Annotated in this window: 19 protein-coding genes and 1 pseudogene; 15 read left to right on the top strand and 5 right to left on the bottom strand. The window is 52.8% G+C overall.

Annotated features, from left to right (window positions below):
* Window positions 1-36: 36 nt before the first annotated feature.
* Window positions 37-831, bottom strand: coding sequence for a hypothetical protein (locus EKM83_RS00195; protein ID WP_225418593.1), 795 nt, complete (start codon window positions 829-831; stop codon window positions 37-39).
* A 483-nt stretch (window positions 832-1,314) separates the two neighbouring features.
* Between EKM83_RS00195 and EKM83_RS00190 the strand changes: the two genes are divergently transcribed.
* The 5 genes from EKM83_RS00190 to EKM83_RS00170 all read left to right on the top strand — a co-directional run bounded on the left by EKM83_RS00190 (window position 1,315) and on the right by EKM83_RS00170 (window position 6,227).
* Window positions 1,315-1,719, top strand: coding sequence for a hypothetical protein (locus tag EKM83_RS00190; RefSeq protein ID WP_125574641.1), 405 nt, complete (start codon window positions 1,315-1,317; stop codon window positions 1,717-1,719).
* Window positions 1,720-1,922: 203 nt separating this feature from the next.
* A complete protein-coding gene (locus EKM83_RS00185) occupies window positions 1,923-2,780 on the top strand; it encodes an SDR family oxidoreductase (protein WP_125574640.1) in 858 nt (285 codons plus the stop codon).
* Window positions 2,781-2,825: 45 nt separating this feature from the next.
* Window positions 2,826-3,257: an Rrf2 family transcriptional regulator gene (locus tag EKM83_RS00180; protein WP_125574639.1), complete on the top strand. Its 432-nt coding sequence runs from the start codon at window positions 2,826-2,828 to the stop codon at window positions 3,255-3,257.
* A 140-nt stretch (window positions 3,258-3,397) separates the two neighbouring features.
* A complete protein-coding gene (locus EKM83_RS00175) occupies window positions 3,398-5,284 on the top strand; it encodes a glycoside hydrolase family 2 TIM barrel-domain containing protein (protein WP_125574638.1) in 1,887 nt (628 codons plus the stop codon).
* A complete protein-coding gene (locus EKM83_RS00170; protein WP_125574637.1) occupies window positions 5,268-6,227 on the top strand; it encodes a beta-galactosidase small subunit in 960 nt (319 codons plus the stop codon). The genes EKM83_RS00175 and EKM83_RS00170 overlap by 17 nt, the downstream gene beginning before the upstream one ends.
* 542 nt (window positions 6,228-6,769) lie before the next feature.
* Here EKM83_RS00170 and EKM83_RS00165 read toward each other — a convergent pair.
* A complete protein-coding gene (locus EKM83_RS00165) occupies window positions 6,770-7,357 on the bottom strand; it encodes an NADPH-dependent F420 reductase (RefSeq protein WP_125574636.1) in 588 nt (195 codons plus the stop codon).
* A 175-nt stretch (window positions 7,358-7,532) separates the two neighbouring features.
* Between EKM83_RS00165 and EKM83_RS00160 the strand changes: the two genes are divergently transcribed.
* The 9 genes from EKM83_RS00160 (at window position 7,533) to EKM83_RS00120 (ending at window position 15,607) form a co-directional block, all read left to right on the top strand.
* Window positions 7,533-8,177 (top strand): TetR/AcrR family transcriptional regulator, encoded by a 645-nt coding sequence (locus tag EKM83_RS00160; RefSeq protein ID WP_125574635.1) that lies wholly within the window; start codon window positions 7,533-7,535, stop codon window positions 8,175-8,177.
* Window positions 8,178-8,272: 95 nt separating this feature from the next.
* Complete coding sequence (locus tag EKM83_RS00155) at window positions 8,273-8,926, top strand: NAD(P)H-binding protein (protein ID WP_125574634.1); 654 nt, start codon at window positions 8,273-8,275, stop codon at window positions 8,924-8,926.
* A gap of 14 nt (window positions 8,927-8,940) precedes the next feature.
* Window positions 8,941-9,378: a MerR family transcriptional regulator gene (locus EKM83_RS00150; protein ID WP_125574633.1), complete on the top strand. Its 438-nt coding sequence runs from the start codon at window positions 8,941-8,943 to the stop codon at window positions 9,376-9,378.
* A 128-nt stretch (window positions 9,379-9,506) separates the two neighbouring features.
* Window positions 9,507-10,142, top strand: coding sequence for an NAD(P)H-binding protein (locus EKM83_RS00145; RefSeq protein ID WP_125574632.1), 636 nt, complete (start codon window positions 9,507-9,509; stop codon window positions 10,140-10,142).
* Between the two features lie 122 nt (window positions 10,143-10,264).
* The gene (locus EKM83_RS00140) at window positions 10,265-10,750 is read left to right on the top strand and encodes a flavodoxin (RefSeq protein ID WP_125574631.1); all 486 of its coding nucleotides are present in this window, start codon (window positions 10,265-10,267) and stop codon (window positions 10,748-10,750) included.
* A gap of 48 nt (window positions 10,751-10,798) precedes the next feature.
* Window positions 10,799-11,842 (top strand): zinc-dependent alcohol dehydrogenase family protein, encoded by a 1,044-nt coding sequence (locus EKM83_RS00135; RefSeq protein WP_125574630.1) that lies wholly within the window; start codon window positions 10,799-10,801, stop codon window positions 11,840-11,842.
* A 935-nt stretch (window positions 11,843-12,777) separates the two neighbouring features.
* The gene (locus EKM83_RS00130; RefSeq protein ID WP_125574629.1) at window positions 12,778-14,115 is read left to right on the top strand and encodes an MFS transporter; all 1,338 of its coding nucleotides are present in this window, start codon (window positions 12,778-12,780) and stop codon (window positions 14,113-14,115) included.
* Window positions 14,116-14,195: 80 nt separating this feature from the next.
* Window positions 14,196-14,798 carry an NAD(P)H-binding protein gene (locus EKM83_RS00125; protein WP_125574628.1) on the top strand — a complete coding sequence of 201 codons (603 nt, stop codon included), beginning with the start codon at window positions 14,196-14,198 and terminating at the stop codon, window positions 14,796-14,798.
* A gap of 446 nt (window positions 14,799-15,244) precedes the next feature.
* Window positions 15,245-15,607 carry a nuclear transport factor 2 family protein gene (locus EKM83_RS00120; RefSeq protein ID WP_125574627.1) on the top strand — a complete coding sequence of 121 codons (363 nt, stop codon included), beginning with the start codon at window positions 15,245-15,247 and terminating at the stop codon, window positions 15,605-15,607.
* A gap of 109 nt (window positions 15,608-15,716) precedes the next feature.
* On the opposite strand, the gene EKM83_RS00115 is transcribed toward EKM83_RS00120, so the two are convergent.
* Window positions 15,717-16,688 carry an AEC family transporter gene (locus tag EKM83_RS00115; RefSeq protein ID WP_125574626.1) on the bottom strand — a complete coding sequence of 324 codons (972 nt, stop codon included), beginning with the start codon at window positions 16,686-16,688 and terminating at the stop codon, window positions 15,717-15,719.
* Window positions 16,689-16,865: 177 nt separating this feature from the next.
* Window positions 16,866-18,506: a malolactic enzyme gene (locus tag EKM83_RS00110; RefSeq protein WP_125574625.1), complete on the bottom strand. Its 1,641-nt coding sequence runs from the start codon at window positions 18,504-18,506 to the stop codon at window positions 16,866-16,868.
* A 137-nt stretch (window positions 18,507-18,643) separates the two neighbouring features.
* Here EKM83_RS00110 and EKM83_RS00105 point away from each other — a divergent pair, with 137 nt between their 5' ends.
* A complete protein-coding gene (locus tag EKM83_RS00105) occupies window positions 18,644-19,531 on the top strand; it encodes a LysR family transcriptional regulator (RefSeq protein ID WP_125574624.1) in 888 nt (295 codons plus the stop codon).
* 110 nt (window positions 19,532-19,641) lie between these two features.
* On the opposite strand, the pseudogene EKM83_RS00100 reads toward EKM83_RS00105, so the two are convergent.
* Window positions 19,642-19,770 (bottom strand): annotated as a pseudogene (locus tag EKM83_RS00100) (ATP-binding cassette domain-containing protein); the annotation flags it as partial.
* Between the last annotated feature and the right edge of the window lie 277 nt (window positions 19,771-20,047).

Raw genomic sequence — 20,047 nt, 5'->3', positions numbered from 1 at the left:
TGTGGCACGGGGCCACAACCTTGAGAACGAGTTAAATTAATCACTGACACCGTCATAGCCGATAAACGTGTAATAGAGGTGACCGCCGATTCGGTAGAGGCTATCAAACGTCCCAGCAGTTCCCGTTTCGGAATCGCCCGCAATGTGCTGGGGCTGATGAAGGTTCTTTAGGGTCAGGCGGTAAAGCGTTTGGCCACGTCGAATGACGCGCTGGGTTTTTACCCCGGTGATGTCATGGCTGAAGTACAGCGTGCGGTTAGGATCTTTGAAATCGGTCTTCACGATTTTGGCCATGCCGATAGGTTTTTGGTAAAAGCCCAAGCCGGCGTTGGCACGGCTATCGTACTTGAGCACTTCCAAGTAGCCATCTGGCGTCACCCGAATACTCTTAGTGTGCGGTTCAACTGGACTCACTGCTGCTTTGGCACCGCCAATGTAGAGGTCGCCGTGGCTGTAACCCGGCATGTAATCGGGAGCGGGAACCCGTTTGAAGGCACTCAGCTTAGTCGTGTCGGTGATGGTCGCTTGCGGATCATACGCACTCGCGCCGGGGTCAATCGTATAGCCCGGCTTAGCGCTATTGGCTAGGGCAGGGTAGCTCAGACGGGCCAAGAACAACTGAAGGCTGGGCACCAAATAGCTGCCGGATTTGGTGGACGTCAGATTTCCCGCCACCGTGATACCGGTGGGTAACGTGAGCTTTTGCCGAATGGCGTGGCCGGATTTATACGTAGGGAAATAAGCGACTTTGACCGTCACGGGGCGGGTCGTTTGGTAATAGGCACTCAAATTCAAAAAGTCCGTGCTGGCCGCATAATTGCCGACCTTCACCAAGGCGCTGGGCTTTTCAGTTTGCGCTTGCGCGGCAAGGTACCCGCCACCGACAACTAAGCCAATTGCCAGGGCACCTAGGCCCCCTTTAATGATGCGCTTAAAGATGGGAACCGACTCCTTTCAGATAGTTTCAATAGGCTTAGTATACCTGAAATCTGGTGCAAATGCATGGCAAATTAGCGTTCGCGGAGACTGGGAAAATATAACCCGGGTTAAGGTGATAGTCAGGTTAACCCGGGTTATAATCTGAGTTAACTGTGGTCAAGTTACAGCCGGTCCAATGCCGACAGCCGTCGTTTCCAAAATCAATCAACCAATCACTAATACTCCAAGGATTCGATTACAAGTCGAATCCTTTTTTAGCTTGAATTATTCCGATAGTCAATAGCGGCAATTTTTAACGGCAGGGGGTATAATCTGAGTAGTGACCAGTCACGGAAGTCGTTAAAAGCTGAATCGAATTTCTTGGAGGAAGCAGGCATGAAAAAGTTGGGACAAGCCATGGTCGTGGCTTTAACGACCATCATGGTGGGCGGTGTCGCCGCAACGACGGCTGACGCAGCTACTTGGCATAACGGGACACCCAAGGCACTGCGCGGTAAGTGGCAACGGAGCTACAAAGATCAGGGCACCAAGATTGTGATGCACTTTCAAGTCACCACTAAGACGATTCACCTGACCCGGAAGAAATCAACGACCAGTACTTGGTCGCAACTGAAATACCAAAAGGTAGGGAAACACACGTATAAACTGAAAGGTGTTTTCAAGAGTCCAGAGCTGACGGATAAAGATGCCCGGCTGCAGATTGTTTTGAAAAATCACAAGCTACAATTTAAAAACGCCTGGTCGAGCAAATACGACTACTTGGGCTGGTACCACAAATAGTTTGGATGATTAACTTTAAGAGCTTGGCCAGAATCTGCCAAGCTCTTTTGCACACCCGGGAGGCTCGCAAAAAAATAACAAACCTGTTGACTTTAAAAGCACAGCCAGTTATGATTGCCTGTGATTTATAAAACAACAATAGATTAGATTCAACCCGCTGTTGTATTCAAAACAACAGATGTTAAAATAAGGAGACGTTAATTATGAAATATGCCATTTCTGCCGCGACTGGTCGCTTTGGTCAGCTCGCCATCTCATATCTACTCAAGGTCGTTGATGCCAATGACATCGTGGCCATCGTCCGCAACGAAGCCAAGGGCCACACCGTTTTGCCTGACGGGATTACCATTCGTCAAGCCGACTACACGGATGAGGCCGCGCTGACCCAGGCCCTCGCGGGGATTGATCGTCTACTCTTCATTTCATCAGTTCCGGGCGGGGAAGTCTCTCGACAGCAGCAACATGCCAACGTGATCAAGGCGGCTCAGACGGCTGGCGTTGATTTCGTTGCGTACACCAGCTTCGCCCACGCCGATACGGCGCACTCTCCGCTATCGGTGGACCACGTGGCGACCGAAAAGGCGCTACGGGCTAGCGGACTGCGGCACAGCTTCCTGCGTAACGCCTGGTATTTGGAAAACGAAACCAGTTATCTACAGGCGGGGGCTAACGGCCAGAACGCCGTCTACGCTGCGGGGCAAGGGCGCATCAGCTTTGCCTTGGAACGGGAATATGCCGAAGCAGCCGCACGGGTCATGACGTTGGTCGACCCCAAGGAAGTCTACGAATTCGGTGGTGAACCCCGGACTTATGCCGATCTAGCCGTGACGCTCAGTGAAGTGACGGGCAAGTCGTTTACCTTTAAGTCCGTCGATGACGCGGCTTACCGGCAAGCCATGGTGGCCGCCGGACTGGATCACGGCCTCGTGGATGTGCTGGCCAGCATGCAAGCCATGATGCGCAGCGGTGAACTGGAAGTTATCAGTACGGACCTGCCTGACGTTTTGGGTCGGCCGCTGGCGACATTCCCCGATGCGATTCACGAGATTCTGCAGCGTTAGGCCGGTGGCGCGGTAGAATGGCCTCAAAATTTTGGAGGAAAACCCATGAAATACTCGTACAAATTAAGTGATGCCGTTCATATTTTGGTCTACATTTACATCGCGCCTAAAGGTTTGTTGGATAGCCAAACGATTGCTACCAGCATTGGCGCCAATCCCAGTGTGGTCCGCCGCTTGATGGCCACGCTAAAGCACACGGGGTTGATCATCAGTCGTGCGGGCGCCGCCGAACCACGGCTGGCACGTGATCCCCACGACATCACGTTGTTGGAAGTTTCGCAAGCGGTGGAACCGGGCCAGATGTTGCTACACGTGGATCCGCGGACCAATGCAGATTGTCCGGTCGGTGCGCACATCCAGCAAACCTTGGACGCTGCGTACAGCCGGATTCAGCGCGCTGCCGAGGCCGAAATGCGGCAGTTGACCGTTGCCGATATGATTCAAGATATTCAAGAACGCAATCAAAAAATTAGCTAACACAAGCAGTCTTGTCCTTGGGGGCGGGGCTGTTTTTAATTTGTCAATATCAGAGTGACAATTCACAACGTCTTGGCTGGCATCTCAGCCATTCTGTTGTATAATAACCAATGTAAGCGTTTTAAAAAGGAGGAAGACTTTTGAAAGCAGAAATTTCATGGCTGGATGACCCCCAGACTTTTCGGGTCAATCAGCTACCCGCACATAGTGATCACCGCGGCTACGCGACGGTTGCGGAAGCTGAAAATCAGCAGAGTAGTCTGGTTCAAAGCCTCGATGGCGCTTGGGAGTTTGCCTTTGCGCAGGACCCACAACACCGGCCAGTCGGCTTTTACCAGCCGGACTTTGACCGCGCCGACTTCGAGCGGTTGACCGTTCCGGGCCACATCGAACTGGCAGGTTACGGCCAGATTCAATACATCAACACGGCTTACCCTTGGGAGGGCAAGCACTATCGTCGGCCCGCCTACAGTATGGGCGCCGATCACCCCGAAAAAGGGATGTTCAGTACCGACCCACAAAACACGGTCGGGGCGTACGTGAAGCATTTTACCCTGAACTCCGAACTGAAAGGGCAACGGGTCAGCGTCGAATTCGATGGTGTCGAACAGGCCATGTATCTGTGGTTGAACGGCCATTTCGTGGGCTATGCCGAAGACAGTTTCAGCCGCTCCGAGTTCGACCTGACGCCGTACCTGCAAGACGGCGACAACCTGTTGGCGGTTGAAGTCTTCAAGCACAGTACTGCGGCCTTTCTCGAAGACCAAGACATGTTCCGCTTCTCCGGTATCTTCCGCAGTGTCCGGCTGGTGGCCAAGCCAGCCCTGCACGTCGAGGACCTGACGATTCGCGCCGGGGTCGACGATGCCTTTAAGACCGGCGATTTGAAAGTTAATTTGAAATTATCCGCTGCCGACCAATTGGCGGGGACCGTGACCGCTAGCCTCTTAACGGCTGACGGCGATTCGGTATGGACCACCACGGCCCCCGTGGCTGACAGCCTGGATCTCAGTACGACCGTCAGCGCCGTTCACCTGTGGAACCACCACGACCCGTATCTGTATCACCTGCAAATCGAATTGCGCGATACCTCGGGGCAATTGGTCGAAGTTGTTCCTTACCAGGTCGGCTTCCGGCGGATTGAAATGAAAAACAAGATCATGCAACTGAACGGTCAACGCCTGATCATCAACGGTGTCAACCGGCACGAATGGGATGCACACCGTGGCCGGGCCGTGACCGCAGCGGACATGACTCATGACATGCAAGTCTTTCACGACAATCACATCAACGCCGTGCGGACCTGTCACTACCCCGACCAAGATGCTTGGTACCACCTGTGCGACCGCAACGGGATTTACATGATGGCCGAAAACAACTTGGAAACGCACGGGACTTGGCAAAAGATGGGGGTCGTCGAACCCTCTTACAACGTACCTGGTAGCCTGCCACAGTGGCAATTGGCCGTCCTTGACCGTGCCAAGAGCAATTACGAAATGTTCAAGAACCACCCGGCCGTTTTATTCTGGTCACTGGGGAACGAATCCTATGCTGGCGACGATATCGCGGCCATGGACAAGTTCTATCATGACGCCGACCCCACGCGGTTGACGCACTACGAGGGTGTTTGCCGCAACCGGGTCTACGCGGACCGCATTTCCGACATGGAAAGTATGATGTATGATCCGCCGCGCGCCATCGAGGAGTACCTGAAAAATGACCCCGACAAGCCGTTTGTCAACTGTGAATACATGCATGACATGGGGAATTCCATTGGTGGCATGAACAGTTACATCGACTTGATCGATAAGTACCCAATGTATCAGGGTGGCTTCATCTGGGATTACATCGACCAGGCACTGTGGACCAAAGATGAAGTGACCGGCCAACCGGTTCTGCGCTACGGTGGGGACTTTGATGACCGGCATTCGGATTATGAATTCTCTGGCGACGGCCTGCTCTTTGCCGACCGGACGCCTAAACCAGCACTACAGGAGGTGGACTACTACTATGGCCAACACGACTAAATTAAACGTGATTTACGGCGACGTGACTCTGGGGCTCAGCGGTCCCGGATTTCACTACATTTTTGCCTATGACCGCGGCGGCTTGGAGTCGCTGGTGCGTTACGGCAAGGAATGGCTGTACCGGACGCCGATGCCAGCCTTCTGGCGTGCGACGACCGACAATGACCGCGGGAACGGTTTTTCCACGAAGTCTGCCGCTTGGTTAGGGGCCGACATGTTTAGCACCTGCACCAGCATTGACGTGGCCGTTGATGGCCAAGCCATTCCGCTGCCAATCGCGCCGGAAAACAACAAGTATTCCGACCATGAAACGGCAGAGATGGTGACGATTAAATTTACCTATACCACGACGACGGTCCCGGCGACCACGGTGACGGTGGCCTACACCGTTGATGGTAGCGGTCAAATGACCGTGAATGCCCATTATAACGGGGCTGCTGGCTTGCCAGAGCTTCCCGTCTTCGGGTTACGGTTCGTGATGCCAACGCAGGCCACGGGCTTTGACTACCAGGGCCTGTCGGGTGAAACGTATCCGGACCGCCAAGCTGGCGGCAAACCGGGGACCTACCACGTCGCTGGCCTCCCCGTGACGCCGTACATGGTACCGCAGGAATGCGGAATGCACATGCAAAATGACTGGGTCAAGGTGACCCGGGCCACGACGCAAAATAACGCCGACCCCGATCACCAACCCTTTAGCTTGACGTTTACGCAGGCCGACCAGCCTTTTGCCTTCAGTTGTCTGCCGTACACGCCAGAAGAACTGGAAAACGCCACTCACATGGAAGAGTTGCCACTTGCTCGCCGGACGGTTCTGACCATTTACGGGGCCACCCGCGGTGTCGGTGGGATCGATAGCTGGGGCGCTGACGTTGAACCACAATATCACGTGGCGGGGGATGCCGACCACGATTTGAGCTTTGTGATTGCGGGCGTTGAATAAAAATTAGTCTAAGAACCGATTGGTGTTGAGCCGGTCGGTCCTTTTTTATTGCAATCAACTACCTAAATGGTGTGATTTAGCTACCAATTAGGTAAGGAGTGAGCCAGGCGACACGGTCGATCAGGTGGCGGCATTGTTGGATACGTAGCTGCAGGAGGGCGCCGATGGCAAGTAACTACCAAGTGACAGCAAGCTGGCAGTTAAAGAAATGATGCAAATTGTCACGTAACGTATATTCGAACGGAACTGGCTAACCCAACCGCCGCCCAAAAGCAACGGGATGGCTTTGTCAGTGCGATGCTCGCCTTGCGGTCAAATGCCCTACAAGGACCAAAATGGTTGGTTTTGAATGATGGCACGATTCTCAGAAAAATTCTCGTGAATCAGTACTTAATGTTGTAGCGTGTTTCTGGAGATGACGTCATCATTGTGCGGGTCTTTCATCGCAGCCAAAATTACGAAAAGCGTCTCAGAAAATGAAGCATCAACGGTAATTAAAAAATCTCGTACAGCTATTCGGCAGTACGGGATTTTTTGATCGACTACAACTGCACAAACGCCGTATGGCCCAAGCCGCCACCGACCTGCATGACGCTGCCGCCATGGCGGAGCTTGCCGAGGTTGACTGGGTGGAAGTTCAGCGGCTTGACCAGTTCGGCGAATTGTTTCTTAGCCGGGCGGTCATCGCCAGCGTAGAACAAGACCCGTTGACCGGGACCGTCGACGCGACCGGTCATCAATTCGTGAGGCAAGGTGTTGAAAGCCTTGATGACGCGCGCGTTGTGGGCGGCTTGGGCAATCACCTCACTACCCGTTAACGGCCGCGTATCGATCTTCTTGAAATCAGCGGTAAACTGATTGGTCACGTCGATCACGATGCGTTGCTGATAGTCGGCGACCTGGCGTAAGACGTCCGGGGCGACGGTGAAGGGGACAGCGATGATGACTAGGGGCTGCTGAAGGGCGACGGCGACCTCGTCAAAGGTCACGTTGGCCGCAAATTCTGCGCGCCGAGCGGCCAAACTGGCGGCCCCACCTTGATGGCTCAGGATAATTGTATTTTCACCACGGCTAAACGTCTGCGTTAAAATGGTTCCGACCGTGCCAGAACCGACGACGCCAATTTTCATAATGATTCATCCTTTCAGTAAAATGACTTAGGTCTAGTCTACGGGAATAAGTGGGGAAAGCGAAATCATTTGTTTGCTCAGACAGTATGAGTAACGTTTTAATTAGACAAGTGAGATTTTAAATGGTCTAAAACGTTAATAAATGCTATGCTGGTTATGTGAGGAGTGAACAGATGTGATCAATCAAAAAGACTTAATGCGCAAGTTAAGCCAAGTCGTCTTAATTGAAGGCTTTCAAAAATCATCAATGAGTAAACTAGCCACTGCAGTCGGCATTAGCCGGGCGAGCCTGTATCTGCATTTTAAAAATAAAGATGAGGTCGTTCAGGCTGTGGTCGAACGCCATTTGGGCTTCATTGCGGAACATCCCGTACCCCAGCAATTTTCACCGGCGACCTTCCTGCCGATTTGGTTGGCCTCGCTCCAATTGATGGGAACGACCACTGAGCAGTTTATGACCGATCTGCGGAGGGCCTACCCGGAACACTTTCAGGCAGTCAGTGAAGCCCAGCAGGATTACTTCGCCCAATTAGAGACTTACATCACTCAGGGCCAGGCGCAAAAAGTACTGATGGACGTCTATCCCGCTGATTTCGTGATTTTCCAAGCCCAAACGCTGATCCAAGGTATCTTGACGCGGGTGCAGCACCGCCAGTTGGCAGTTGATCAGGCGGGACGGTATGTGGAAGCGATTCTGCACCTCCAACTGGTCAGTCTGTTAGCGGCCAACAGCCAGGCGAGGTTGGACGTCAAACAGGTGGCGGGATTGGAAGCGGCAGTTTTGCGGAAGTTTCGGGAAACCTATGCGCTGATTCTGTAGGCAAAAGAGAAATTGGCAAACTTTTCTCTTGCCTTGAAGTACACATCAAGGTCTATCCTAAGGTCATTCAAGTGACATGAAAGGAAATGACACGAATGACAAAACATGTATTGATTCTTGCCGCTAACGGTCAAATTGCGCGACTCGTGGAACACCGGATCCTAACGGAGGCTGCCTTTCAAGACGTCGAGTTAACGCTATTCTTGCGTAATGCCAGTCGATTGAACACCTTGCAGGATGATCCGCGCGTCACGTTGATCGACGGCGACATCACGGACGCCGCCGCAGTTTCAGCAGCGATGGTCGGCCAAGACCTGGTCTTCGTGGCGGTGGTCGACCATGACCAGCAAAACCGGTTGACCAAGAACGTGATTGCTGGCATGCAAGCCAATCACGTTGACCGTGTCTTGTTCACCAACGTTTTGGGCTTGTACGATGAAGTTCCCGGCGAATTTGGTCGTTGGAACCTTGAGATGATTGACGCGGGAATGGCGCCAGCACGACGGTCTGACCAATTATTGGCCGACTCAGGGCTGGACTACACGACGTTGCGGTTGCCATGGTTGAATGACCGCGACATCAATTATACGGTAACGACCAAGGACCAGCCCTACGACGGCGTTTCGGGCTCGCGGGCCAGTGTTGCCGACGTGGTCTTGCAGATCATCGCGGATCCGACCCGCTACAGTCGCGACAGCATTGGCATGGCCGACCCCACTACGGCGGGCAACGACCGGCCAGTTTACTAAAGGAGTGTTGTGAAATGAACATTAAAGAAGCTAGCGAAAAAACGGGGGTCTCCGCCGCGGCCATTCGGTACTATGAAAAAGAATCCTTGATTCCCGCTATCGACCGGACCCCTGTGGGAAACCGCGACATCGACGACCGCATCATTCGGCGGATTCGCTTCGTCACGCAAATGCGCGCGGCGGGGATGAGCATCGAAAATCTGCGACGTTATATTGAATTGTTTGATGCCCAAGAGGACAACACCAAGGAACAAAAGGCGCTCTTGAAAGAGCAGCTGGCCGTCATGGAAGAAAAGCGCGACGACTTGCAGGCGGCCATCGACCACTTGAACTACAAGCTCAACCACTTCTATGACCACATGGAAGCCACAGAAGCCGAACTTCGGCAGTTGGAGAAGCAACACGCCGAAAAGATCGCCAAACAGACTCCTGAAGATGACGATGAATTTTAGATAGTTTAGATGATTAGCCATCTAATTAGCAGTTTAGCGCTTAGCTGGATTGCTTTTTATTTACGAAAAATTTGTCTTCGAGTCGACTCGAAGGGCTAGACTAACACTATCAGAAAAGGAGCGATGACATGAAAGTGTTAATTTTAGGTGCGTACGGTCAGATTGCCCGATTAGTCCGGCAGCGGTTATTGGCGGAAACGGATGCGCAGTTGACCCTCTATTTACGGCGGGCCAACCGGCTACAGGACGTTGATCCCACGCGAGAAATGGTCGTTGAAGGTGACGTGAACGACTACGCCACCCTTGAGACCGCCATGGCCGGCCAAGATTTAGTCTTGGCTGACCTCGGGGGCAAGTTCGAGCCCCTGGCCCAAAACATCGTCCGGGCGATGACGGCGACCGGAGTGGATCGGTTACTCTACATCGCCGGACTGGGATTGTATCACGAATTGCCCACTAAGTTTGACGCCTGGTTGGAACAGTCAATTGGCCACGACGTTATGGAAGATACGCGGCGGGCCGCGCGACTGATTGAGGAGTCCGACCTGAACTACACGCTCATCCGCGCGGGTTATATGACTAACAACGATGAAGTCGATTATGAGCTGACTGAGAAAGGAGAGACCTTCAAAGGGACCACCATCTCACGGGCCAGTATTGCTGATTTACTGGTCAAAATTATCAAAGACCCCACGCTGCACAGCCGCAGTAGCTTGGGCATCGCCAAACCTGGAACGGACGGCGATACGCCGGTTTATCGGTAAGTTACCCATCACGCCCGCTGGGCAACGACAGTCGGGCGTGTTTTTTGCTGCCAGGCTTGCCTTAAAGTTCACTTTAAGGGGTACACTGAATGCATTAGATAAGTTTAAAGGAGATTGATAAGATGGCACCAAAAGTGTTAATCGTCGACTATTCTTGGTCCCAAACAACGGCCCAGCTGGCGACAGTGATTCAGCAGGTGACCGGTGGTGAGCGGCTGAAGCTGACTGTGGCACCAGACACCTTTCCCACGGACATGTACGCCACGTCTGACGTCGCCAAGCAGCAGCTGGCGACCGGCCACTTACCGGCACTCACGGCGACTTTGCCGTCATTGGCCAACGTTGATTTGATTTTAGTCGGTGGTCCCGTTTGGTCGGGACAAGTTGCCACGCCGGTGCGGTCGTTCTTGCAGCAGTTGGTCGATTTCAAAGGTACCGTGGCGCCATTTTACACGGACGCCGGTACGCCGGGAGGTTATGAAGCCGATTTTGCCAGCCTGGTGCCCCAAGCGACCGTTAAACCGGGGCTAGGCCTGACCGCTAGTGAGGTGGCTCACGCAAAATCCGCCGTTACGACCTGGTGGCAAGGCTTAGTTGCCGCGAAATAGGCACAAACTTGGTATAGTTAAGACAAGATGACTTTAGGAGGCCAATTTATGAAAACAGCAGTCTTTGTAGAACCGGGCAAAATTGAAGCCCAAGAACTTCCCCAACCCACGGTCAAGAACCCCACGGATGCGGTGTTAAAAATCGTTCGCGCCTGTGTTTGTGGGTCCGACCTGTGGTGGTATCGCGGCATCAACGACCGGCAAAAGAACACGCCGGTCGGCCATGAAGCCATTGGAATCGTCGAAAGCGTCGGCGCTGCTGTGACCAACGTCAAGCCAGGGGACTTTGTCATTGCGCCGTTCACTCACGGGTGTGGCCACTGTGCGGCGTGCCTAGCCGGTTTTGACGGCGATTGTGTCAATGCCCGGACCGACGATGAAATCGTGGGTTACCAAGGCGAATACTTGCGGTTCAAGAATGCCGACTGGGCCTTGGTCAAGGTGCCTGGTCAACCGAGTGACTACTCCGACGCCCAATTGAACGACCTGTTAACGCTGGCCGATGTGATGGCTACCGGTTATCACGCCGCCGCGACCGCCGAAGTTAAGGATGGCGATACGGTGGTCGTGATGGGTGACGGCGCCGTTGGTCTGTGTGGCGTGATTGCCGCCAAGTTACGTGGGGCCAAACGCATCATTGCCATGAGCCGACACGCCGATCGCCAGGCGTTGGCTAAGGAATTTGGTGCCACGGACATCGTTGCCGAACGGGGCGATGAAGCCGTCCAACGCGTCATGGACCTGACGGCTGGTGCCGGTGCTGACGCGGTCTTGGAGTGTGTGGGGACCGAACAATCCGTGGATACGGCTGTGAAAGTCGGTCGTCCGGGCGCTGTGGTTGGTCGCGTGGGTGTGCCCCAAAAGGCTGAAATGAACACCAACAACCTATTCTGGAAGAACATCGGCTTACGCGGTGGGATTGCTGCGGTCACGACTTACGACCGGGCTATTCTACTGGATGCCGTTTTGAAAGGTGAAATTCACCCGGGCAAGGTCTTCACGCAACGGTTTGACCTGGACCACATCCAGGATGCCTATGAAGCCATGGACAAGCGAAAAGCAATCAAATCATTATTAATTATTAACGACTAATAATTAAACCTAATTATTAATAACAACAAAGGCGTGTAGCAGTGGCTGCAGGCCTTTTTTAATGGGACAAACACCCCCTCTACTCCTACTAACGAAATTGGCGAGGTATTTGTGACCCCTGAGGACGAGGCTTAAGAATTTCTTACAAGTTTGTCCCTAAAGGTTGAAAGCTGAATTAATGTTTTGATTCCCGGAGCGACAGCGCTTTGTCCACCAGAACTAGTGAAACCAGGGCCTGCGTCAGTCAGGGATTCCGCCTGCTATGGGGAACACCTCCAGCCTGAGGAACGGGCTTCCGGTTAGCTTTGAAGCCTTGCCAAAACCGCAAGTCTCCAAAGTCGTCCCACGCTGTAGGCTGAGACAAAACCTCAGCCAACACCGTTGTCACAGCTGGCTCCACCCTGACTGCCTCCGGCGAAGAGTGACGATCATCAGCAATACTGTGTTAGTCAAAGACTAGTTGCCAAAACAGCCGCTACCTGGGGCTAAACTAATTGTCATTAGCACACACGCTCGTAGCCGAGAGTCCGCCAAATATGGGTTCAGCCGTGGGAGTTGCCTTAGCGGCGCGGTTCATGCCGCTTAGACAATTGGCGTCTTTGAGACGTGGGCCATCGGCTCAAAGCGAGGCCGAGACCGTCCCTCAGGCTCGATCCGGTCCGCCCACCGCGTCCCAACCCATAGTTGGTAGGCGGCCAGCTCAAACTACGAAGCTGTAAACGACTATTTTTTACGTCACGAGCCGCGTAGTGACAATATGTCTAGCTGATTTTCATCTTTCAACCTTCAGTTTGTCCCTTTGAAAATGATTGACTGGGGTGAAATACGGGATTTGCCGAAAGTTTTTTATTTTATTTCAAATTTCTCCTTGCCTTGAAGCACGGATGAAGGTCTAAACTCCTAATCATTCACTTAAAGACGAGGAGCAAATACACATGGCAAAGCAAAAACGATTTGACTGGATTTTACTGGTCATCTTAATGAGTTATTTCATGATTCTCTTGGACAATTCAATCATCTTCACGGGGACGGTCAAAATTGCCCAGGACCTACACCTGAATCAGGCGACGCTGTCTTGGGTCAGCAGTGCCTATTCGCTCACGTTCGGCGGCTTTCTCTTGTTAGGAGGCCGCGCTGGTGATTTATTTGGCCGGCGCCGGGTCTTTCAATTGGGCCTGATTATCTTTGGGCTAGGATCACTGATTGTGGGGCTGGCAAGCAATGCGCCAATGATTATCGCGGCCCGGGCCTTTCAGGGCATTGGGTCAGCCATTTTGGCCCCCACGACGCTCGCTATTTTAATGGACACTTACACTGGTGCCGAACGAACTAAGGCGATTGCGTATTACGGTGCCATGGCTGGTATTGGCGCCAGCGTCAGCCTAGTAATTGGCGGGGTCTTCGCCAGCTTATTGACGTGGCGTGTTGGATTTTTCATCAACGTTCCAATCAGCATCTGGATGTTTTACTTGGCCGTTAAACGCCTGCCCAAAGCTAGTGGACAACCGGGAAAATTGGATTGGCTGGGGACTCTCAGTTCCTTGATTGGGATGAGCGCGCTGGTTTACAGCATCGTTGGAGATTGGGCTCAGCTACCGGCTTTGGTCATTGCCGTGCTCTTCTTGGCAGGTTTCATTTTCCAAGAACATCGGACGCACCAACCGATTATGCCACTACGCCTATTTAAGGACCGCGAACGCGTGGGGGCTTACGTGGGCCGCTTCCTATATCTGGGCGCGATGATGGGCTTCTGGTTTATCACGCCACAGCTGATGCAACATCAACTGGGTTTTTCAGCTTTAATGGCTGGGGTGGCCTTCTTTCCATTGACCATCATCAACTTCATCGTCGCCTTACAGGTGGCCCGGTTGACGGCTAAATGGGGTAACGGCGGCTTGCTGGTCGGTGGTATCGCACTGACCGCGGCGGGCATGCTATGGCTGAGCTTCTTTACGCCAGCAATCGGTTACTGGTGGGGCATTGCGGCACCGATGGTCGTGATTGGTTTGGGACAAGGCTTGTCGTTGAGTCCCTTCACGGCGGCCGGGGTCGCCCACACACAGGGCGCTGACGCGGGGGCCGCTTCTGGTGTGGTCAACGTCATGCACCAAATCGGGGGGTCCGTTGGGCTGGCCATCTTGGTAACCGTTCAGGATCTTTTCGGTGGACAAGTTGGCGGGTTCCAACACGCAATCTTAACAGGTGCGATTCTCTTGGCCGTGGCCTTAGTGGCAGCAGTCAGCTTGATTGTTCCGGGAGAACGGCAAAAATAATGTCAAAAAAGGCCTTGCCTTGAAGTAACTGCAAGGGGCTACACTGAATTTATCAATCAATGAATTGGAGGAAATTAATCATGACAAACGTTTTAATTATTGGGGCCACGGGGTCCGTAGGTAGCGTTACTCGCCAGTATTTCTTGGACCACACGGCTGACCAACTGACCTTGATGGCGCGTAACACCCGGCGCTTAGGACAATTGTCCGACCGCGAACGCGCTGTCACTGGTAGCGTCACGGATACGGCAACGTTGAAAGACGCACTCAAAGGCCAGGACGTGGTCTTCGCTTCACTGAGTGGCAACCTCGCTGGGATGGCTAAAAGTCTCGTTGCCGCCATGGATGAGACGGGCGTCAAGCGCCTCTTATTCATCGCCTCAATGGGAATCTACAACGAAATTCCAGCTAGTGTGGGTGCCAGTGGCAATCTGGCCACCAACCCGATGCTCCAAGGGTACCGCAACGCCGCCGACGTGATCGAGGCGTCTGACCTGAACTACACGGTCATTCGGCCCGGTTGGTTTGACAACGGCAACGATACCGACTACCAGGTGACCAAGAAGGGCGAACCCTTTGGCGGCCACGACGTTTCCCGTCAGAGTATTGCCGACCTGGTTATGCGATTGGCGCACGATGAAACGTTGGGGGCGCGCGATAGCTTAGGCATTAACCGGAAGTAATGGCTTCATAACTAAAGGTTGAAAGTAACACTGACGCGGTAGTTCCTGGAACGACAGTGTACTGTCCGCTAAAATTAGTGAGACTAGGAGCTGGCGTCGGCCAGAAATTCCGTCTGCTATGGGGCTGTAAACGAGTAATTTTAACGTGAGAAGTCGCGTGGTGACAATGTTTCTAGCTGATTTTTAACTTTCAACTTTTTGATGCACAGCAAAAAATTCCGCTACTGGTGGGACTTTTTAGTGCCAAGTGGAGAATACGACAGCTTGGGTTCTACGGACAGTGGGGAACTAAGTGTTTTTGTCGTAGTTAGCTATAAGTGGTGGTCACACCAGTAACTCATGTAAAGTGAGTAGCAACTTTGCGCAAGTATTTAGAAAAAAGCCTTGCCTTGAGGTGACTGCAAGGGACTAGAGCAAAGGCATTCGGATTGAGAGGAGTTTTTAAAATGAACGCAGAAATTTTACAGCTTTACCGGGACTACAACACAGCCATGGCCGCCGATGATACGGCGGCTTTGGATCGCTTGTTAGGGCCGGATTTCACACTGACTCACATGACGGGATACGTGCAACCGCGCGCAGAATGGCTAGGCGAGTTGGCACAGGGGACCATGCAGTATTTCTCCTCGGTCGAAGATCACGTGGCGATGCGAGCGACCGCATCAGGTTGGCAGGTGACCGGTCAAAACCGGGTCGTTGCCAGTATTCATGGCAGCGGCCGGCATGAGTGGCCGTTGCATACGGTCCTGACGGTTTCACAGATTGCCGGTCGGTGGCAGATTTTGTCCGCGGTTGTCACGACGTATTAAAGCATAATGTTCCATGTGAAACATACAGAATTTAACGTAAAGAAATAGCGCAAACTCACCGGATATTTTTATCTGATGGGTTTGCGCTAGTTTATTTTAATCGGTTAAATTAGATAAATTGAATCAACGACATCAAGACCGGCACCACCACGATGAACAGTACCGTACTGGTCGTGACCACGTTGGTGGCGTAGGCTACGTCGCCGTGCGCTTCGTTGGCCAAGATAGGCAGGACTGCCAGCATTGGTGTCGCGGATTGCACGATCAACGTTTGCGAAGCCATACTTGGGAAAGTGGCGCCGAAGTGGCCGGCGGCTAGGAGCACCGCTACCATCAAGATAGGGGACAAGACGAACCGCCCCAGCAGCGCCACGATGGTGTCACGGTCAAAATGAATGCTCTTCAAGCCGGCATCGGCCAAGACAATCCCGATGTAGACCAACGACAGTGGCGTAACCAAGTCGCCGACGTAGGTCAACGTGGAATTGATAAAGCTGACCTTGAGCACAGGGATGTTCAGCAGTAAGAAGACCAGCGCCACTAGAAATCCGACTAACGGCATGGGGATGACCTTTTTCCAGTCGATGCGGTTGTGGTGCTTTTCTTTGGGCTTCGTCGGGTCATCGTTGGAAATCAGGAAGACCCCGAACGCCCAAGTCGAGACGGTGTTCACGATGTAGTAGACCAGAAAATAGGTCATGCTCTGATCACCGAACAGCGCGATGTTCAACGGCAACCCGATAAAAATCGTGTTGGCGTTGACGATGGCATTGACGAAGATACCTTTCCGGCCCGGCCGCACGTGCATGATCCGGACTAAGGCGAAGGCAATCAGGTAGCCGATGATGACGGCTAAGAACGCATACCCCAGGTACCCGGAGAAGGAAACCAGTTGCCCCCGGGTCAAACGGCTCAACACCGATACGAAGATGGACGCCGGTAGCGCAATATTTTTGATAAATTTGGAAATCGTCCCACCAAATTTATCATCGAACCAGCCTTGTCGCCGAAGGACAAAGCCCAGAATCATAATCAAAACAACCACGAGAACACTTTGGATGGAGTTCCACAATACAGCCACGAATGAGGCCTTCTTTCTTAAAATTTTGACATGAGAATAATAGCGTGCCAGTAGAAATTGAGATGAGCCAATCTCTACTGGCACGAAAATGAATCTGTTTAATTGTCACATGACCAATGAATCATGATTATTAGTAGGGTCGCGGGCGCATCGTCTAGCGCCGTTAATCCACGCTAGTTAATCAAGTGAACGGTAAGCCGGCGTCCACTTCATGTCAGCGACAGCTTGCTTGGCATCAGCGATGGGTTCCTTGTTCAACCCTTGATCTAAGACGCTTTGGGCCACGATTTCTGCCAGCTTTTCGGAAAAGGACGTCAGTTGGGAAACGGGTGGCAGAACGGCGGCGCCTGGTTGAGTCGGGTCGACCAAACCACCTAAGGCGTGGCAAGCAGCCGAGAGCGTTTCGCCGTTCAAGACCTTTGCAGTAGACGCAATCAGACCGAAGCCTAAGCCGGGGTACATCAAGGCGTTGTTGCCTTGGCCGATATGATAGGTCGTGCCGTTGTAGTCCACGTCGCCAGCGGGAATCCCAGTAGCGATGAGCGCCTTGCCGTCAGTCCATTTGATGAGGTCGGCGGCGGTGGCTTCGGCTAATTTCGTCGGGTTCGACAGCGGGAAGATGATTGGCCGGGGCGTGTGGGACGCCATGTCCTTAACGATGTCTTCGGTAAAGGTACCGGGTTGCGTCGAGGTCCCGATCAGAACAGTCGGGTGAACGGCCTTGACCACGGCGGCCAGGTTCGTCAGCTCGTCGGCGTTGGCAAATTCAGACCGGTCCCGAGTGAATGGCTTCTGTGCAGCGGTCAAATCTGGCGTGTCGTTAAACAGTAAGCCTTGGCGATCGACAGCGTAGAAGTGTTGCCGTGCTTCATCTTCAGAAAGACCGGCGCGTTGGAGTTCGTCTAAAATTTGGTTGGCGATGCCCATCCCAGCGGTCCCGGCACCAAAGGTCACGAACTTTTGGTCCTTGATGTCCTCTTTAGAAATGTTCAGAGCACCCAGGATCCCCGCTAACACAACCATCCCAGTTCCCTGGATATCGTCATTAAAGGTGGTAAATTGGTCCTTGTACTTGTCGAGAATGACCTGAGCGTTGGCCCGACCGAAGTCTTCCCAGTGCAGCAAGGATTCAGGGAACAACTTGCGTTCGGCGGTGACAAATTGATCAATCACGGCCAGGTAGTCATCGCCAGCCAGCCGTTGGTGATGGTTTCCCAGGTACAGCGGGTCATCCAGCAGTTTTTGGTTGTTGGTCCCGGCATCAATGCTGACGGGCAGCACTTGGGCGGGGTCAATGCCGGCGGCGGCCGTGTAGACCATTAACTTACCGACGGCGATGTCGACCCCGTTGACGCCCCAGTCGCCCATGCCCAAGATGCCTTCCGCATCGGTGACGACGACCAGGCGAATGTCCCGGCCGTTAGCGGCGTTTTTCAGGGATGCTTCGATATTGTCGGGGTCATCGACGGAAATGAAAGCCGCGTTTTGGGGGTCAGTGAACAGGTGGCTGTATTCTTCGATTGAATCAGCGACCGTGGGATCGTACACGATGGGCATGAACTCAACCACGTGCTCGTCCATCAGCTTGAAAAACAGCGTCCGGTTCTCGTTGAATAACGTCATCAAGAAAATCCGCTTTTCCAGGTTGCTGGGCTTGCTTTGGTATTGGGCGTAAGCCTGCGTGGCCTGTTCGTTCAGCGTTTGAACGTGGCTAGGTAAGGTGCCGACCAAGCCGAGTGCTTGACGTTCGGCGGTCGTGAAGGCCGTGCCTTTATTTAAGAACGGATTATTTAAAATAGAATCTGCAGTTTTCATCATAAGATTCCTCCAATTTGGTTTGCGTTAACTTTACAAGACACAGTATAAAAGGCTCACAGGCGTATAGTCAACTATGGCAGTTATTATAAAAATAATTTATAATAGTCACATAAATAGCGTAATAAGGGGGATTTTAAATGAACACCAAGGACCTAGCTTATTTCAATCAATTAATTCAGGTCAAAAACTTTTCCAAAGTTGCTCAGGAATTCGGCGTGACCCAGCCGACCATTACCATGGCCATTAAGCGCCTGGAGGCTGAGTTTCAAACCAAACTGGTTTTACGCGACCGCATCCACAATGAGCTGGTGGTGACCCCCAGCGGTGAGCAGTTGGCGATTCACGCCCAGAACATTTTGCGCGAGTTGGCCCTGACGCAACAAGAGATTACCCACCTCACGCAGGACCGCACCGTGTTGGGCTTGCCGCCAATCATTGAAAATTACTATTTCCCCAGGGTGGCGGCGCATCTGCAGGCCCAAGGCATGTTGGCCAATCTTCAGACGCTGGAGGGCGGATCGGTGTGGCTACGCAATGCGTTGCGGGACGGGCGCGCGGACCTGGCATTGTTGGGGTCGACGGCACCGTTGTCGTACAAGACTTTGGTGGCTGAGGAATTTGACCGGCAACCCTTTAACGTCTTCGTTGCGGCGACCCATCCACTGGCTAAACGTAAACGGATCTACTTTAGTGAATTGAAGGGTGAGAAATTTGTCCTATTTAATAGTAGCTTTGTCCACAATACAGCCTTTAATACGTTGACTCGCCGCAATCATTTCCGGCCGGAGGTAGTCTTTCGGGCCAACGACACCCACGTCATCATGAACCTGGTCGCAGCCAATGTCGGCGTGACCTTTCTCACGGACATCGTCGACCAGCACCGCCAAGACGTGGTGCGCCTGGAGTTGTTGGACGATGAGCAGCCAGAATTTATCTCCAGCATCGTCACCCGGACCTCCCACGTTCTGACGCCCACGCAGAAGCAAGTGCTCGCGGTTTTGCGCGCGACGCTGGGGGATGACTGAAATTTATCCAGTGTACTGGAAGAAATCGAGAAATAGGTGTAGGGTGTGGTGCTGGTGATGTGACCCTGGTGGGGGTAGCGCCCTTGTAAGAGATTGAACAGGGTGGTCTTGCCCCGCCCGTTGCGGCCGACCAAGCCGAGTTTCCAACGGGTATCGAGGTCTAGATCCACGTGATCAAAGAGTAAGTCGGTGTTCGACGCAAAGCCGAAGGTCAATTGGTGTAATGAAATTTTGGGCATATCGTGGGACTTCCCATCTTGGTTGGCTAGGCTTTCGCAGTAATGGGGTGTTCTGGGTGAGGTTCTTCACGTGAATCGCGTTCTTTCGTTTTAGTGTGGGGATGGAAAATCCATCTTAAAGTGAACTTTAGATTAAAACCTGATTAAAAACAACTGTGGTTAGCTAAATCCAAGCGGTTGAGGCGAGACTAGTACCAGAGATTGATCACGAGGTGGCTACGGCGTTGTTGCCCTGAAATGGTGGTGACCAGTCACTATTAGTACGACCGAATAGTTT

The organism is Levilactobacillus angrenensis (genome assembly GCF_003946085.1).
Classification (GTDB): domain Bacteria; phylum Bacillota; class Bacilli; order Lactobacillales; family Lactobacillaceae; genus Levilactobacillus; species Levilactobacillus angrenensis.
The sequence above is the reverse complement of the archived record's forward strand: the minus strand, read 5'-3'. Positions and strand labels throughout refer to the sequence as shown.

Coding starts and splice junctions, on each gene's coding strand:
- EKM83_RS00155 (WP_125574634.1), top strand. CDS start 8,273: ATGACAAAACATGTATTGATTCTTGCCGCTAACGGTCAAATTGCGCGA.
- EKM83_RS00110 (WP_125574625.1), bottom strand. CDS start 18,506: ATGATGAAAACTGCAGATTCTATTTTAAATAATCCGTTCTTAAATAAA.
- EKM83_RS00145 (WP_125574632.1), top strand. CDS start 9,507: ATGAAAGTGTTAATTTTAGGTGCGTACGGTCAGATTGCCCGATTAGTC.
- EKM83_RS00180 (WP_125574639.1), top strand. CDS start 2,826: ATGAAATACTCGTACAAATTAAGTGATGCCGTTCATATTTTGGTCTAC.
- EKM83_RS00135 (WP_125574630.1), top strand. CDS start 10,799: ATGAAAACAGCAGTCTTTGTAGAACCGGGCAAAATTGAAGCCCAAGAA.
- EKM83_RS00170 (WP_125574637.1), top strand. CDS start 5,268: ATGGCCAACACGACTAAATTAAACGTGATTTACGGCGACGTGACTCTG.
- EKM83_RS00185 (WP_125574640.1), top strand. CDS start 1,923: ATGAAATATGCCATTTCTGCCGCGACTGGTCGCTTTGGTCAGCTCGCC.
- EKM83_RS00120 (WP_125574627.1), top strand. CDS start 15,245: ATGAACGCAGAAATTTTACAGCTTTACCGGGACTACAACACAGCCATG.
- EKM83_RS00140 (WP_125574631.1), top strand. CDS start 10,265: ATGGCACCAAAAGTGTTAATCGTCGACTATTCTTGGTCCCAAACAACG.
- EKM83_RS00125 (WP_125574628.1), top strand. CDS start 14,196: ATGACAAACGTTTTAATTATTGGGGCCACGGGGTCCGTAGGTAGCGTT.
- EKM83_RS00105 (WP_125574624.1), top strand. CDS start 18,644: ATGAACACCAAGGACCTAGCTTATTTCAATCAATTAATTCAGGTCAAA.
- EKM83_RS00130 (WP_125574629.1), top strand. CDS start 12,778: ATGGCAAAGCAAAAACGATTTGACTGGATTTTACTGGTCATCTTAATG.
- EKM83_RS00190 (WP_125574641.1), top strand. CDS start 1,315: ATGAAAAAGTTGGGACAAGCCATGGTCGTGGCTTTAACGACCATCATG.
- EKM83_RS00165 (WP_125574636.1), bottom strand. CDS start 7,357: ATGAAAATTGGCGTCGTCGGTTCTGGCACGGTCGGAACCATTTTAACG.
- EKM83_RS00150 (WP_125574633.1), top strand. CDS start 8,941: ATGAACATTAAAGAAGCTAGCGAAAAAACGGGGGTCTCCGCCGCGGCC.